Origin of the sequence: Stenotrophomonas sp. DR822 (assembly GCF_019793815.1) — a bacterium.
Classification (GTDB): Bacteria; Pseudomonadota; Gammaproteobacteria; order Xanthomonadales; family Xanthomonadaceae; genus Stenotrophomonas; species Stenotrophomonas indicatrix.
Window position 1 is genome coordinate 3,412,418 of sequence record NZ_CP081826.1, and the last position, 15,005, is coordinate 3,427,422.

At 66.9% G+C, this 15,005-nt stretch carries 14 protein-coding genes; 11 read left to right on the forward strand and 3 right to left on the reverse strand.

Translation table 11 applies throughout. The features are described from left to right. Window positions 1–87: 87 nt before the first annotated feature. The 4 genes from K5K93_RS15680 (at window position 88) to gnd (ending at window position 5,234) form a co-directional block, all read left to right on the forward strand. Window positions 88–2,265 carry a carboxy terminal-processing peptidase gene (locus K5K93_RS15680; RefSeq protein ID WP_140225486.1) on the forward strand — a complete coding sequence of 726 codons (2,178 nt, stop codon included), beginning with the start codon at window positions 88–90 and terminating at the stop codon, window positions 2,263–2,265. A 173-nt stretch (window positions 2,266–2,438) separates the two neighbouring features. After that, a complete protein-coding gene (locus tag K5K93_RS15685) occupies window positions 2,439–3,062 on the forward strand; it encodes a DUF2242 domain-containing protein (RefSeq protein WP_025878701.1) in 624 nt (207 codons plus the stop codon). A gap of 17 nt (window positions 3,063–3,079) precedes the next feature. After that, complete coding sequence (locus K5K93_RS15690; protein WP_222388362.1) at window positions 3,080–4,318, forward strand: hypothetical protein; 1,239 nt, start codon at window positions 3,080–3,082, stop codon at window positions 4,316–4,318. A gap of 10 nt (window positions 4,319–4,328) precedes the next feature. After that, window positions 4,329–5,234 carry a phosphogluconate dehydrogenase (NAD(+)-dependent, decarboxylating) gene (gene gnd / locus K5K93_RS15695; protein ID WP_099843691.1) on the forward strand — a complete coding sequence of 302 codons (906 nt, stop codon included), beginning with the start codon at window positions 4,329–4,331 and terminating at the stop codon, window positions 5,232–5,234. Between the two features lie 332 nt (window positions 5,235–5,566). Here gnd and K5K93_RS15700 read toward each other — a convergent pair whose 3' ends face one another. After that, window positions 5,567–6,610: an oxidoreductase gene (locus K5K93_RS15700; RefSeq protein ID WP_222388363.1), complete on the reverse strand. Its 1,044-nt coding sequence runs from the start codon at window positions 6,608–6,610 to the stop codon at window positions 5,567–5,569. 188 nt (window positions 6,611–6,798) lie between these two features. Between K5K93_RS15700 and K5K93_RS15705 the strand changes: the two genes are divergently transcribed. From K5K93_RS15705 to K5K93_RS15720, 4 genes are all read left to right on the forward strand, one after another. Beyond that, complete coding sequence (locus K5K93_RS15705) at window positions 6,799–7,182, forward strand: BON domain-containing protein (RefSeq protein ID WP_025878697.1); 384 nt, start codon at window positions 6,799–6,801, stop codon at window positions 7,180–7,182. 201 nt (window positions 7,183–7,383) lie between these two features. After that, a complete protein-coding gene (locus K5K93_RS15710; protein WP_093818020.1) occupies window positions 7,384–9,201 on the forward strand; it encodes an ATP-binding protein in 1,818 nt (605 codons plus the stop codon). Then, a complete protein-coding gene (locus K5K93_RS15715) occupies window positions 9,198–9,638 on the forward strand; it encodes a response regulator (RefSeq protein ID WP_025878695.1) in 441 nt (146 codons plus the stop codon). Before K5K93_RS15710 ends, K5K93_RS15715 begins: the two co-directional genes overlap by 4 nt. A gap of 4 nt (window positions 9,639–9,642) precedes the next feature. Beyond that, window positions 9,643–11,154: a hybrid sensor histidine kinase/response regulator gene (locus K5K93_RS15720; protein WP_222388364.1), complete on the forward strand. Its 1,512-nt coding sequence runs from the start codon at window positions 9,643–9,645 to the stop codon at window positions 11,152–11,154. Window positions 11,155–11,229: 75 nt separating this feature from the next. On the opposite strand, the gene K5K93_RS15725 is transcribed toward K5K93_RS15720, so the two are convergent. Further along, on the reverse strand, window positions 11,230–11,973 hold the full coding sequence (locus tag K5K93_RS15725; protein WP_222388365.1) for a 20S proteasome subunit A/B: 744 nt from the start codon (window positions 11,971–11,973) through the stop codon (window positions 11,230–11,232). Between the two features lie 93 nt (window positions 11,974–12,066). On the opposite strand from K5K93_RS15725, the gene folK reads away from it, so the two are divergent. Then, window positions 12,067–12,552 carry a 2-amino-4-hydroxy-6-hydroxymethyldihydropteridine diphosphokinase gene (folK, locus tag K5K93_RS15730; RefSeq protein WP_025878692.1) on the forward strand — a complete coding sequence of 162 codons (486 nt, stop codon included), beginning with the start codon at window positions 12,067–12,069 and terminating at the stop codon, window positions 12,550–12,552. 76 nt (window positions 12,553–12,628) lie between these two features. Here folK and K5K93_RS15735 read toward each other — a convergent pair whose 3' ends face one another. Beyond that, complete coding sequence (locus tag K5K93_RS15735; RefSeq protein WP_088100951.1) at window positions 12,629–13,366, reverse strand: pteridine reductase; 738 nt, start codon at window positions 13,364–13,366, stop codon at window positions 12,629–12,631. A gap of 59 nt (window positions 13,367–13,425) precedes the next feature. Here K5K93_RS15735 and K5K93_RS15740 point away from each other — a divergent pair, with 59 nt between their 5' ends. Beyond that, window positions 13,426–14,610 (forward strand): SAM-dependent methyltransferase, encoded by a 1,185-nt coding sequence (locus K5K93_RS15740; protein WP_222388366.1) that lies wholly within the window; start codon window positions 13,426–13,428, stop codon window positions 14,608–14,610. Next, window positions 14,607–14,999 carry a hypothetical protein gene (locus K5K93_RS15745; protein WP_093818016.1) on the forward strand — a complete coding sequence of 131 codons (393 nt, stop codon included), beginning with the start codon at window positions 14,607–14,609 and terminating at the stop codon, window positions 14,997–14,999. Before K5K93_RS15740 ends, K5K93_RS15745 begins: the two co-directional genes overlap by 4 nt. Window positions 15,000–15,005: the final 6 nt, after the last annotated feature.

Sequence of the window (15,005 nt, forward strand, 5' to 3'; positions counted from 1 at the left end):
GGTGACAAACCCGGCAACTTTCGGCACTGTCGTGGTGTCTGAACACCCTGCAGTCTCCCCCTTGGCAAGGCGCCTTCGAGCACGTCAATGAAATTCAAAGCCCCCGCATTCCTGATGGCCCTGGCGCTGGTTGCGCCGTTGGCGCTGGCGGCCAAGGCCGACTCGCCGGCGTTGCCGGCGGCGGCTACCGCCGATCAGGTGACCACCTCCAAGTTGGTCTACGGCCTGTTGTCCGACAGCCGCTACGCCTATCGCCCGCGTGCGCTCGATGAAGCCACCTCCAAGGATGTGTTCAAGCGCTACCTGGAGACCTTGGACGGCGGCAAGCAGTACTTCACCCAGGCCGACATCACCCGCTTCGCACCGTTCCAGGCCGGCATTGCCAATGCCATCCGCGGCGGCGAGCTGGAGCCGGCCTTCCAGGTGTTCGCGGTGTACAAGCAGCGCGTCGGCGAGCGCGTGGCCTACGCGCGCAAGCTGCTGAAGCAGGAACCGGATTTCACCACCGACGAGCGCTTCGAGTACGACCGCAAGGACGTGCCGTGGGCAGCGTCCAACGCCGAGCTCGACGAGCTGTGGCGCAAGTCGGTGAAGAATGACTGGCTGCGCCTGAAGCTGGCCGGCAAGAAGTCCGATGACATCCGCAAGACGCTGGACAAGCGTTACGCCACGCTGGAAAAGTCGGTCAACGAGCTGAAGGGCGAAGACACCTTCCAGTTCTTCATGAACGCGTACACCAGCGCGGTTGATCCGCACACCGATTACTTCACCCCGCGTACCGCCGAGAACTTCAACCAGGCGATGTCGCTGTCGCTGGAAGGCATCGGCGCGCAGCTGCAGCGCCAGGACGACGTGGTGGTGATCCGCGAGATCATCGCCGGTGGTCCGGCAGCAGTGGATGGCACGCTGAAGCCGGGTGACCGCATCGTCGGCGTCGGCCAGGGCAAGTCCGGGCTGGTGGAAGACGTGATCGGCTGGCGCATCGATGATGTCGTGGCCAAGATCCGTGGCGCCAAGGACACCCAGGTGAAGCTGGAGTTCATTCCGGCCGAAGCGGGCGTCGACGGCAAGCACCACACCCTGGTGCTGACCCGGCAGAAGGTGCGCCTGGCCGAACAGGCCGCCAAGGGCGAGACCATGACCATCCCGGCCGCCAATGGCGAGCCGGCACGCAAGGTTGGCGTGATCAAGCTGCCGACCTTCTACCAGGACTTCGAAGGCCGTCGTCGCAACGCCACCGATTACGCGTCGGCCACCCGCGACGTGGCCAAGCTGCTGGCCGGTTTCAAGGCCGACAAACTGGACGGCGTGGTGCTGGACCTGCGCAACAACGGCGGCGGTTCGCTGGATGAAGCCATCGAGCTGACCGGTCTGTTCATCGAGCAGGGTCCGGTGGTGCAGGTGCGCGAATCCGGTGGCCGTGTCACCGTCAACAGCGACCGCAACCAGGGCGTGGCATGGGACGGTCCGCTGGCCGTGCTGATCAACCGTGGTTCGGCCTCGGCGTCGGAGATCTTTGCTGGTGCCATCCAGGACTACGGCCGCGGCCTGGTCATCGGTGAAACCAGCTTCGGCAAGGGCACGGTGCAGAACATCGTCGACCTGGACCGTTGGCCGAGTGGCGAAGCCCAGCGCTTTGGCCAGGTGAAGCTGACCATCGCCCAGTTCTTCCGCATCAGCGGCAGCAGCACCCAGCACAAGGGTGTAGTGCCGGACCTGGCGTTCCCGGCCAGCGTCGATGCCACCGAGTTCGGCGAGAGCACCTACGACAATGCGCTGCCGTGGACCCGCATCGCCGCGGTGCCGCACACCCAGTACGGCAACTTCGCGCCGCTGCTGCCGAAGCTGGAAACGCGTCACGACGCGCGCATCGCCACCGACAAGGAATTCCAATGGTGGAACGAGGATGTGGAGCAGTTCCGTGCTGAGGCGGCGAAGAAGTACGTCTCGCTGAATGAGGCGACCCGACGTGCCGAGCGCGAGCGCCAGGATACCCAGCGCAAGCAGCGCCAGATCGTGCGCAAGGAACTGGGCCTGGCCCTGGACCCGCTGGCCGATGACAGCAGCGATGACGGCCTGACCGGCAACGAACGCGACATCGTCAAGGATGCCGCCCGCGAGAAGGCCGCCGAGAAGCGTCCGGATCCGTTGCTGCGTGAATCGGCCTCGATCCTGGCCGACGCGGTGAACCTGCTGGAGGCCGACCGTCCGCTGTCGGCGCAGGTGCTGCCGCAGTCCACCGCCGCAGGCCGCTGGGCCGACTGATTGACCGGAAAAGGGGACGGAGGAACAAGTCGTTAGTGGTACAAACGACTTGATCCTTCCGTCCCCTTTTTGCATGAACCGGGTACAACGGTGGGGGACGGGACCAGTGTTTTCGACCCGGCGCACACGGGCAGGGGGCTACCCTCGTGGATACCGTCTTCGCAGGAGTACCCATGCGGGCCTCCCTTCTTTCTGCTTCCCTGCTGGCTGCCACCAGTGCCCTGGCCTTGACCGCCTGTGGCGGTCGTGCCGCCGACAGCAGTCTGTTGCGGGAGTCCTTCGACTCCGGCGACACCTTTTCGCGCACCGTCGATGGCCGTCCGGCCGAAGCCTGCGAAGCAGCCCGGCGCACGCTGCTCAGCCAGGGCTATGCGATCGCACGCTCGGACGATGCGCAGGTGGAAGGCAACAAGAACTTCCAGCCGCGCGAGGACGACCATGAGCAGCTGGTGCTGCGTATCTCGTGCGCGCCGCGTGGCAGCCAGGCGTTGGTGTTCGTCAGCGCCGTGCAGGACCGCTATGCACTGAAGAAGAGCCCGACCTCGGCCAGTGTGGGCGTGGGCGCGCTGGGCTCGGTGTCGCTGCCGTTCGGCAGCAATGACGACTCGCTGGTGAAAGTGGCCAGCAGCACGATCACCGATGCCGAGTTCTATCGGCGCTTCTTCCAGCGCCTGCAGCAGTACCTGCCAGCGGCAGCGAAGCCAGAGCCGCAGCCGCAACCGCAACCGGCCGCGTCGCCGCAGCCTCCTGCCGGGCCTGAGCCCGAACCAGCGCCGGCAGCAACGGACCAGGGCTGAGCGTGCGCGGCAGGGTGATGGCGTGGGCCCTGCTGCTGGGCTGGCCCCTGAGCACGCTGGCCGCTACGGCCGAGTGCAGCCAAGGCCTGCTGCAGCGGCTGGGCTGGCGCTTTGAAACCGCAGCGATCACCACGCCACAGGTACAAGGTGGGCCGGTGTGTACGCGTGCCTCGCTGGCCGAGGCGCAGGCGGCCGGTGATCTGCGCGTGCGTTGGCCGGCAACGCTGGCCGAGGCCGACCGGCAGGCCCTGTTGCAGCAGTTGCTGGATGAGCCGGCCACGGTCTGCGCTTACGCCTTTGAACTGGGCGCCGCCGTGCAACGCGCTACGCAGGCACTGCAGGACAATGAATCCTTCCGCTTCACCGGGGTGCAGCTGGGTTGGATCGGCTTTGGCGCACGTGGCGCCCCGGCACAGGGATGGCAGCGGGTGCGCAGCTTCGGCCGCGGCTATGTACCGGCCGCCAGCAACAGCCGCGCACTGGACGCCTTCTATACGGGCCACGTGCGCGCCGAGTGCGGTGTTGGCCGCCAGGTCGCGCAGCTGGCCACGCAGCGCGAGCTGTACGGCGATACGGCCTTCGATGCGGAATTCGCGCCCGCCGAGCTGTCCATCGGCACGCTCCTTGGCCTGCACGACACCGACAGCATCCTGCTGGGCGCGCAGGCCGGCCAGTTCCTGGCCGACGGCAAGGCCGTGCGCACGTCGGCGATGGGGCGACAGGCCTTTGTCGGGCTGCCGGGCTTCATCGAGCACGTCTTCGACAAAGGCACCTTGGACGATCTGAGCAACCAGGCGGAGAACTTCGTCGTGGTGGAGGTGGGCGAAGGCGCGGCGCAGGCACTGGCGGAGCACGGTGGGCTGGCCTGGTATGACCAGCGCAACCGTGCCCTGTGGCAGCTGGCGCAGGGCATTCCGCGTGTCGGCCAACGCTATTTCGAGCGGTTGCTGTACGAACGCGATCCGGCGCTGCGTGCGCAGCTGGCCCCGCGCTATCGGGACGTCGTGCAGCAGATGGACCAGTTGCTGGACGATGCGTTCTACCAGCAGTTCGTGATCTACGCGCACCCACGCGGTATACGTCCTGTCGGTTATCACATCATCCGCCTGCTCGACCGCAATCCGCGCACGCCGTTTTCCATCGACCTGGCGTTGCACAATCTGCATACCACGCTCTACCGGCGTTGGCGCGAGGCGCAGTTGCGCCACTGCGCAGCCACCGGCAGGCCAGGCAGCCTGACCCTAGACCCCAACTGAAGGTGAAACAATGGATATTGCAATGATCGGCCTCGGCCGGATGGGCGCCAACATGGCCCAGCGCCTGCACCGCGGTGGCCACCGCGTTGTCGGCTACGATCCGGGCGAGGGCGCCCGCCAGCGCGCCGCCGAGGCCGGCCTGGAGGTGGTTGATTCGCTGGCCGCCGCAGTGGCCGCGTTGCCGGTGCCGCGCGTGGTGTGGCTGATGGTGCCCGCCGGCGAGACCGTGGACCAGACGCTCGGCCAGTTGACCCCGCATCTGGCCGAAGGTGACATCGTCATCGACGGTGGCAACTCCAACTACCAGGACTCGATCCGTCGCGCCAAGGCGCTGGCCGAAGATGACCTGGGCTACGTGGACTGTGGCACCAGCGGCGGCGTGTGGGGCCTGCAGGAAGGCTACAGCCTGATGGTGGGTGGCGATGCAGCGGTGGTCGAACAGATCGCACCGCTGCTGCGCACGCTGGCACCGGCCGAGGACCGCGGCTGGGCGCGCGTCGGCCCTTCCGGCGCAGGCCACTTCACCAAGATGGTCCACAACGGCATCGAGTACGGAATGATGCAGGCCTACGCCGAAGGCTTCGCGTTGATGGAGCGCAAGCAGGAGATGGAACTGGACCTGGCCCAGGTGGCCGAGGTCTGGCGCCACGGCAGCGTGGTGCGTTCGTGGCTGCTGGACCTCAGCACCGAAGCGCTCAAGCGCAATCCCGCGCTGGATGGCATCGCACCATACGTGGAAGATTCCGGTGAAGGCCGCTGGACCGTCGCCGAAGCGATCGCGCTGGACGTACCGGCCCCGGTGATCACCTTGTCGCTGCTCGAACGCCTGCGTTCGCGCGAATCCAATTCGTTCACCGACCGCCTGCTGTCAGCGATGCGCAACGAGTTCGGCGGCCACGCCATCAAGAAGTCGTAAGCACCGGTTTTATGTAGATCCACGCATGGCGTGGATCTACTGTGTCGACCAAGGTCGACACCCACCAAGAGCAGATCATGCCGTGTCGACCAAGGTCGACACCCCCAAGAGCAGCGGACAACTGTCGAAGGCGGGGTGGGTCCGGTTGCGGGGGCGTGAGCCGCATGGATGCGGCGACCGAGCTTACATGGACGTACTTGCAGCGTCCCCCGCAATCGGGCCCACCCCGCCATCCCACGCATAGCCCGCTTTTGCTGTTGCTGTTGCTGTTGCTGTTGCCGGCCAGCGGCCGGCACTACCGCTTCGGCGGGTGCAGGGCGCAGCCCTGCCGATCACCCCACCTGCACCCGCCGCCCTTCGCGTGCGCTGTCCATCCCCGCCTGCAGCAATCGCATCACCTGCAGCGCCTGCTGCGCGCTGACCGTCGGCTCGCCCTCACCCTGCATCGCCGCCGCGAAGTCGGCATACAGGCGCCGGTAGTCGCCCGGCAGGTTGTCCACGGTGCTGCGCAGGACGTTGTCCTCCGCATCGCAGTGCAGCAGCTCGCCGTGGCGCGGATCGATACCCCATCCCGGCGCACCTGGCGCGATGCCGCGACGCAGCTGCGCTTCCTGAACGTCCAGGCCCTGCTTGATCCAGCTGGCCCGTGTGCCATGCACGGCGAAACGGGGGCCAGGCGCAGCGACCAGTGAACCGGCATGCACGATCGCGCGATGGCGCGGGTAATGCAGTACCGCGTGGAAATAGTCGACGCCGCTGCCGCCTTCGCGCTGCACCGCAAGGTCCGCATCGATCGCCTGCGGGCAGCCGAACAGCACCAGCATCTGGTCCAGCAGGTGCGGCCCCAGGTCGTACCACAGGCCGCTGCCCGGTCCGTCCTGCTCGCGCCAGCGTTCGCGCACCTGCGGACGGTAGCGGTCGAAATGTGCGTGGCATTCGGCGATGTCACCGAGCGTGCGGTCGGCAAGCAGCGCCTGCAGGGTCAGGAAGTCCGCATCGAACCGCCGGTTCTGGAACACGGTGGCGATGCGTCCAGCGTCGCGCGCTGCGGCCAGCACCTGTTCGGCTTCGCGCACGGTCACGGCGAACGGTTTGTCTACCAGCACATGCTTGCCGGCGGCCAGCGCGGCGATGGCCAATGGCGCGTGCTGTTCGTTCGGCGTGGCGATGACCACCGCATCCACCGCAGGGTCATCGAAGACCTCCTGTGCGGTAGCGCGTACGTGGACGTCGCTGAAGGTGCGCAGCAGCGTATCGCGTTGCGAACTGACCACGCTGTGCAGGGCCAGCCCCGGCGTGTGCTGGATCAGCGGGGCGTGGAAGACGCGACCGGCAAGGCCGTAGCCGATCAGGGCCAGTTGCAGCTCAGGGCGCATGGGAGGACTCCGCGCAGATCGTGAAGTGCAGGACAGGAACCTCAGGGTAAACGAGATGACTACGCGCCCGGAAGCTGAACCATTCCCGCTGCGGGTGCGCCCATTCACGTGAGCGTGACCGCAGCGCCACGCCTGCACTACAAGCACTTGGCGACACTGGGCGCACCAACCAGTAGGAGAACCAAACGATGAGCACCACGACCCGTACGCTGTTGGCTTCCGCCCTCACCCTGGGCCTGGCGCTGTCCTCCTCGGCCGCATTCGCCCAGGACGCCGCAGCGAAGAGCCCGCCGAAAACCGATCATTCGGCGATGACCCACGCAGACCGCCATGATTCCAACGAGCCGGTTACCGACAGCTGGATCACCACCAAGGTCAAGGCCGATCTGCTCGCCAGCAGCAATGTGCCGGGTACCGAAGTAAAGGTGGAGACGGTCAATGGCGTGGTCAGCCTGAGTGGCACCGTTGCTACCAAGGCCGAGCATGACAAGGCCATCGCAACCGCCAAGGGCATCAAGGGCGTGACCCGCGTTGATGCCGCCGCACTGAAGGTCAGTGCCGCCAAGCGTTGATCGACGCCGCAGGTTATCGACAGGGGCGCTCCCACGGGGGCGCCCCTGTCTTGTGCTGTGGGGCCTGCTCGATGCGCGCTGCCGGGCGCCCCGCCGAATGACCCATTAACCCCAGAGATGTGACCGGCTGCGCTATATTGCCGGTTCCGCCGTGGCTGGTCCTGCCCGGATCGCACTCCCCGGCTGAGCTGACGAGGAACTATGGCGCTGGTTTTCAGTGATGACATCTGGGATCGCTGGCGACTGCCTGCTTTGGCACTGGCAGCGGCAGCCATCATCGTGGTCCCGTGGTTGACCCTGCGCAAACTGCAGCAGGACAACGAACTGGCCATGGGCTGGGTGACCCATACCCAGCAGGTGACCGTGGCCCTGCAGCAGCTGCAGACCGACGTGCGCGACATCGAGTCGGCGGCGTTGACGCTGTCCAAGGGCGTGGATGCGCCGGGCCTGCGCGAGCGCATGGCCAAGGCCAACGACATTCCCGAACGTCTGGCCGAACTGGGCCGGATGACCCGCGACAATCCCGACCAGCTGATCCGCATCGGCCGCATCCAGTCGATGCTGGAAGGCCGGCTGGGGGTAGCGCGTGAACTGGCGAAGTCCGAGCCGAACAGCGACCAGCGCGAGCTGGTGCAGGACCTGAGTACGCGCTACCCGATCCGCGGCCTGGTGGAAGAGCTGCAGGCCAGTGAGGAAGCGCTGCTGGCCCAGCGCGCCGCGCAGGCGGAGCGACAGAAGCGGCAGACCAACTTCGTATCGTGGAGCTCGCTGCTGGTGCAGCTGGCGCTGCTCGGCCTGGTGCTGTGGCTGCTGCAACGCCAGATCGGCCGCCGCCTGCAGGCAGAGCGGCAGTCGCAGCGCGCGGCCGCACGCGCGGCATCGGTGCTGCAGACCGTGCGCGAACCGATCGTGCTGCTGGATCGCGAGCTGCGCGTGCAGCTGCACAATCCCGCGTTCTCCGAGTTGTACGGGCTGCAGGATGAGCGCGCCGATGGCCTGCTGCTGGAAGACGTAGGCGACGGTGCATGGCGTGACCCGGTGGTGCGCCAGCGTCTGGCCGACGTGTTGCTGCGCGGCCGCGAACTGTGGGATTTCGAACACGAACAACGCACCGTTGACGGCATGTCCCGTTACATGCTGCTCAACGCACGGCGCATGCCGCTGCCTGACACCGACGATGAAGTGGTGCTGCTGACCGTCAGCGATGTGACCGTGCAGCGTGCGGTGCAGACACGTGTTGAAGAACTGAACCGGCAGCTGGAGGGCAAGGTTGCCCAGGTCTCGGAGGTTAACCGCGAACTGGAAGCGTTCAGCTACTCGGTGTCGCACGATCTGCGCGCGCCGCTGCGCCATGTCGCCGGGTTCTCGGACAAGCTGTCGCGCCATCTGGGCGAGGCTGCCGACGAGAAGAGCCAGCACTACCTGGGGGTGATCTCCGGTTCAGCGCGGCGCATGGCCACGTTGATCGACGACCTGCTGGTCTATTCGCGCCTGGGCCGTGTGGCGATGCGCCAGCAGACCGTGGACATGCAGTCGCTGGTGGCCGATACGCGCGCGATGCTCGACGCGAACGTGCAGAGCGAAGCCGAGAGCAGTGGCCACGCCCATCAGGTGGAGTGGAGCATCGCGCCGCTGCCGATTGTGGTGGGCGACGAAAACATGCTGCGCCAGGTCTGGCTGAACCTGCTGGGCAACGCGGTGAAGTATTCAGCCAACCGCGAGCCGGCCAAGGTCCGTGTGGACTACCAGCAGCAGCCCGATGGCGGTCATCAGTTCACGGTCAGCGACAATGGTGCAGGCTTTGACATGGCCTACGCCGGCAAGCTGTTCGGTGTATTCCAGCGCCTGCACAAGGCCAGCGACTATCCCGGCACCGGTATCGGCCTGGCCAGTGTTCGCAGGGTGCTGACCCGCCATGGCGGCCGCATCTGGGCCGAAGCCGCACCGGATGCCGGCGCCACCTTCCACTTCTATCTTCCCCCCGTGCTCGACGCGGACAAACAGGGCCCCATCGCATGACGACGCTGCGCACCATCCTCCTGGCCGAAGACAGCCCGGCCGACGCCGAAATGGCGATCGATGCGCTGCAGGAAGCGCGCCTGGCCAATCCCATCGTGCACGTCGAAGACGGCGTGGAAGTGATGGATTACCTGCTGCGCCGTGGCGCCTTCGCCAGCCGCGAAGAGGGCCTGCCGGCGGTGCTGCTGCTGGACATCAAGATGCCGCGCATGGATGGCCTGGAAGTGCTGCGGCAGATCCGTGAACACGATGAGTTGAAGCGGTTGCCGGTGGTGATCCTGTCCTCCTCGCGCGAGGAGAGCGACCTGGCCCGCAGCTGGGACATGGGCGTGAACGCGTACGTGGTCAAGCCGGTGGACGTGGACCAGTTCTTCGGCGCGGTGCAGACCCTGGGCAAGTTCTGGGCACTGATCAACCAGGCTCCGGAGATCGAGTAGGCCCATGCCCCTGACCGGTCCCGCGCTCGGCGCATTGCGCATCCTGCTGGTGGAAGATTCCCCGGAGGATGCCGAGCTGATGTCCGAACAGATGCTCGATGCAGGCCTTGAGGCCACCTTCGAGCGTGTCGAGAGCGCGGACGACCTGCGCCATGCGCTGGCGCGCTTCCAGCCGGACATTGTCCTGTCCGACCTGAGCATGCCCGGTTTCTCCGGCGACGACGCGCTGCGCATCGTGCGCGAAGCGTTGCCGGAGGTACCCTTCATCTTCGTCTCCGGCACCATGGGCGAGGAGAATGCGGTGGCGGCCCTGCAGAAGGGCGCCAACGACTACATCATCAAGCACCAGCCGGCGCGCCTGCCGTCGGCCGTGGCGCGCGCGGTGCGCGAGGCACGCAGCGCCATCGAGCGCTCGCGGGTGGAAACCGAGCTGATGCGCGCGCAACGGCTGGAGAGCCTGTCGTTGCTTGCCGCTGGGCTCAGCCACGATCTGCGCAACATCCTGCAGCCGCTGCTGATCATGCCGGACCTGCTGAAGGCGCGTACCAAAGATCCGCAGCTGCACCACCTGGCCGACGTGATCGCCGAGTGCGGCCGTCGTGGTCATGAGATGGCCGAATCGATGCTGTCGTTCGTGCGCGGCTCGCGCAAGGCCAGCGAACGCATCCACATCGATGACCTGTTCCAGGCCGTGGCGCTGCTGTTGCGCAGCAACGTGCCCGATGGCGTCCGCCTGGACCTGGTGGTCGAGGATGAGGGGCTGGTGGTTGATGCCAACTACACCGAGCTGCAGCAGGTGCTGTTGAACCTGGCGCTCAATGCGATCCAGGCGATGCCCCAGGGGGGCAACCTGAGCCTGACCGCCAGCCATGGTGGCCAGCGCGATGGCGAGGACTGGCTGCGCATCGCGGTGGTCGATGAAGGTACCGGCATGGATGCGGACACGTTGTCGCACCTGTTCAACCCGTTCTTCACCACCAAGGCCGATGGCACCGGGCTGGGCCTGATTTCCTGCAAGCGCATCGTCGAAGGTGCCGGTGGTAGCATCCACGTCGACAGCCAGCTGGGGCGGGGCACCTGCTTCGAGCTGCGCTTGCCGATGCATGCCAGCGCCGAGGGCGGCGAACCGATTGAACAGCTCGTGGCACTGGGCAGTGGCCAGTCGATCCTGGTGGTCGATGGGGAAGCCACCCGCCTGTCGCTGTTGGGCAATGCGCTGTCCAGCCAGGGCTATCAGCTGCAGTTGGCCTCCGATGGCCCGGCCGCGCTGCGCTGGATGCAGCAGGAGGCGATGCCGGCGCTGGTGATTGCCGATGCCGGCTCCAAGCTGTTGTCGGCCAGCCAGTTGCTGGGCGAAATGGCCACGCTCGGCTACCGCGGCCCGGCGCTGGTGCTGGAAGACGCTGCCGGGGAGATGCCCGAAGATGTGTTCCCCGCTGGCATCGAGGTGCACCTGCTGCGCAAGCCGCTGCAGATGCAGCAGGTCTTCCGCGCGGTGGCCGACGCGCTGGGCTGAAACAGGGATAGTGCCGGCCGCTGGCCGGCATCCGCAATGATCTGACCACACGCAGTTGCCAACCAGCGGCCGGCCCTACCGGTCCTGCGGTTCCCACGGGAACCGCGGCAGGCTTTCCACCGCCTGTTCCAGCCGCCGCGACCAGTTCTGGTGGATGTCGGCGTACAGCGGTGAATCGGCGCCCAGCCGCAGCTGCTGGTTGATCCGCAGTTCGCCGGCGCGCAGCAGCGCCAGGTCCACCGGCAGGCCCACCGACAGGTTGGAACGGATGGTCGAATCCAGCGAGACGATCGCCGTGCGCGCGGCATCTTCCAGGCGCGTGGATGGGGTCAGGATGCGATCCAGGATCGGCTTGCCGTACTTGGATTCACCGATCTGCAGGTAGGGCGTCTCCGGCGAGGCGGCAATGGCGTTGCCCAGCGGATAGACCATGTACAGGCCGGGCTGTTCACCGGCAATCTGTCCACCGAAGATCAGCGTCGCCTGGGTGTTCACCCCGTCGTGGCCATGCTCGGTGTGCTGGCTCTGTACCTGGCTGTCCACCAGCAGGGAGCCGACGTAGGCCGCAGCCTCGAACAGATGGGCCATGTCGCGCAGGTTCGGCGTGCGCCGCTCCTCGGCATCGCGCTTCAGCCGCGACACCAGCAACTGGGTCGTGGCCAGGTTGCCGGCGGCCATCACCACGTAGGCGGCCTGGCCGGGATATTCGAACACGTGCAGTTTGCGGTGCACGCGGACATCGTCCAGCGCGGCATTGGTGCGGGTGTCGGCGGCGAAGACCAGGCCCTCGTCCACCTCGATTCCAACGCAATAGGTCATGTCGGTGCCCTATCATATGCGTCCCGGATTGTAGGCAGGCCGTTGTGACGATGGCATGCCCGCGCTCCACCTGATTGCCGTCACCGGAACCGCATGACCACCGTGCTCCTGAGCCTGGGCAGCAACGTCCATCCCCGCCGCTACCTCCACGCTGCGGTGGCGGCCCTGCGCGAGCGCTTTGGCGCGCTGCAGGTATCTGCCGCCTACCGCACCGCTGCCGTCGGTTTCGACGGCCCGGCCTTCCTCAACAACGGCGTTGCCCTCGAGACCGACCTGCCGCTGCAGGAACTGGATGACTGGCTGCATGCGCTGGAAGATGCGCATGGTCGTGACCGCAGCGGCCCGCGCTTCTCCGACCGGACCCTGGACGTCGATGTGGTGTTCTATGGCGACCTGGTGGTGGAGGGCCCCGGCCATCTGCGCATTCCGCGCCCGGAACTGAAGCATGCCTTCGTGCTGAAGCCGCTGGCTGACATCGCCCCGGACTTCGTCGATCCGGTCAGCGGCCTGGACCTGGCCACGTTGTGGCGCGCGCACAAGCAGTTTGGTGAAGCGTTCGAGGTCGTGGACCTGGAATGACGGGTGGTTGTTGCCGCTGCGCTCGCCGGGCATGGCCCGGCGCTACCGGTGGTGCCGGCCGCTGGCCGGCAACATTTCAGCTGACCGTACGCCCACCATCCACGCGCAGGGTGTGACCAGTGACGAAGCTGGCCTCGGCCGCCAGCCAGTACACCGCTTCGGCGATTTCCTCGACGGTGCCGATCCGCGCCAGCGGCGTGCGCGCCAGCAGCGCCTCGCGGGCGAAATCGTCCTTGCCCTGTTCCGGCCACAGGATCGCACCGGGTGCCACCGCGTTCACCCGCACCTTCGGCGCCAGTTCCAGCGCCAGCGAGCGGGTCGCCATTTCCAGCGCGGCCTTGGCCATCGTGTAGGCGACGTGGTCGCGCATCGGGTCGGTGCCGTGCAGATCGGTCAGGTTGACGATGCAGCCGTGCTGGCGGCGCAGGTAAGGCGCGGCGGCCTGGGCCAGCAGCAGCGGCGCGCGCGCGTTGACCGCGTACAGCTCGTCCATCGCCTCGGCGGTGACCTGGCCGAGCGGGGTGGGGAAGAAGTTGGAGGCGTTGTTGACCAGCGCATCCAGGCGGCCGAAGTGGGTGACCGCCTGCTCGACCAGATCGGCCAGGGCATCGGCGTCGCGCAGGTCGGCCTGCAACGCCAGCACGCTGCCGGGGCGCTCGTTGTCCAGGTTGAAGGCGGCCTGCTGCAGTTCGGCGCTGGAGGTATGGGCGTGCAGCACCACCGACCAGCCACAGGCGTGGAACTGGCGGGCGATGGCCGCGCCGATCCGGCGTGCGCTGCCGGTGATCAGGGCCACGGGGGCGGTGTCACTCATCGAGGGTCCTCCAAGGCTCGGCTATCCTGTGCACCATTGTCACCGTATTCGAAGACGCCATGCAGCCTACCTTCCCCCTGCCCGAAGCCGATGCCCTGGCCCACAGCGATCAACTGGCCGCCGCCCTGCGTGCCGAGATCCTCGCACAGGGTGGGGCGATGCCGTTCTCCCGCTTCATGGAGCTGTGCCTGTACGCGCCGGGCTGGGGCTATTACAGCGCCGGCGCCAGCAAATTCGGCGGCAGCGGCGATTTCACCACCGCACCCGAGCTTGGCAGCCTGTTCGCCGGCAGTGTGGCCAATGCACTGGCGCCGGTGTTCGGCCAGCTGGATGTGCATGCACGGATGCTGGAACTGGGCGGCGGCACCGGGGCCTTCGCCGAGGCGGTGCTGCTGCGCCTGGCCGAGCTGGAGGCGCTGCCGGCCCGTTACGCGATCCTCGAACCCAGTGCGGACCTGCGCCAGCGCCAGCAGGAGCGCCTGCAGCAGAACCTGCCGCCCGAACTGGCCAGCCGGGTGGAATGGCTTGATCGTCCGTTCGAGGACGACTGGGACGGCGTGGTGTTCGCCAACGAGGTGATCGATGCGCTGCCGACACCGCGCTTCCTCATCAAGGACGGCGAGGTGTACGAGGAAACCGTCGAACTGGACGCGCAGGGCAACTTCATCCGGGGCGCGCAGCCGGCCGACCTCCTGCTCAACGGCGCGGTGCGCCATCTCGAACGCTATCTGCAGAAGCCCTTTGCCGACGGCTACCGTTCCGAAGTGCTGCCGCAGCTGCCGTACTGGCTGCAGGCGGTGGCCGGCGGCCTGCGGCGCGGCGCGATGCTGTTCGTGGACTACGGCTACAACCGGGGCGAGTTCTACCAGGAAGAACGCGATGACGGCACCGTGCGCGCGTTCTACCGCCACCACGTGCACAACGAGATCCATCGTTGGCCGGGCCTGCAGGACATCACCGCATCGGTCGATTTCACCGCCATGGCCGAGGCCGGCCTGCACGGCGGTTTCGAACTGGCCGGGTACTGCAGCCAGGCCAGTTTCCTGCTCGGCAACGGCCTGGACCAGGTACTGACCCTGGCCGAGGAGCGGACCGATGAAGTGGGCCGCATCCAGCTGCGCGACCAGGTGAAGAAACTGACCCTGCCAACGGAGATGGGCGAGCGCTTCCAGGCCATTGGCCTGCAGCGCGACGTCGATTTCGAACCGGCCTTCGAACTGGGCGACCTGAGCTGGCGCCTGTGAGTGCAGCGTTGCCGGTGATCAAGCCGCTGCGGCGGCCGCGACTGTGGACCGCGTTGTGGGTGTTGGCGGTGCTGACGGTGATCGTGGTCTGCCTGATTCCGCCGCCGCCGATCCCGCTGCCGGAAAACAGCGACAAGGGCGAGCATTTCCTGGCCTATTTCATCCTGGCCGGAAGCGCGGTGCAGCTGTTCCGGCGTGGCCGTCCACTGCTGTGGGTGGGTGCCGGCCTGGTGCTGATGGGCGTCGGCATCGAGTTCGCGCAGGGCGCGTTGACCAGCAACCGCATGGCTGATCCGATGGATGCGGTGGCCAACACCGTTGGCGTGTTGGCGGGGATGGCTATCGCGTTGACCCCGCTGCGCGACATGCTGCTGCGCTGGCGGGGGTAAGGCAGC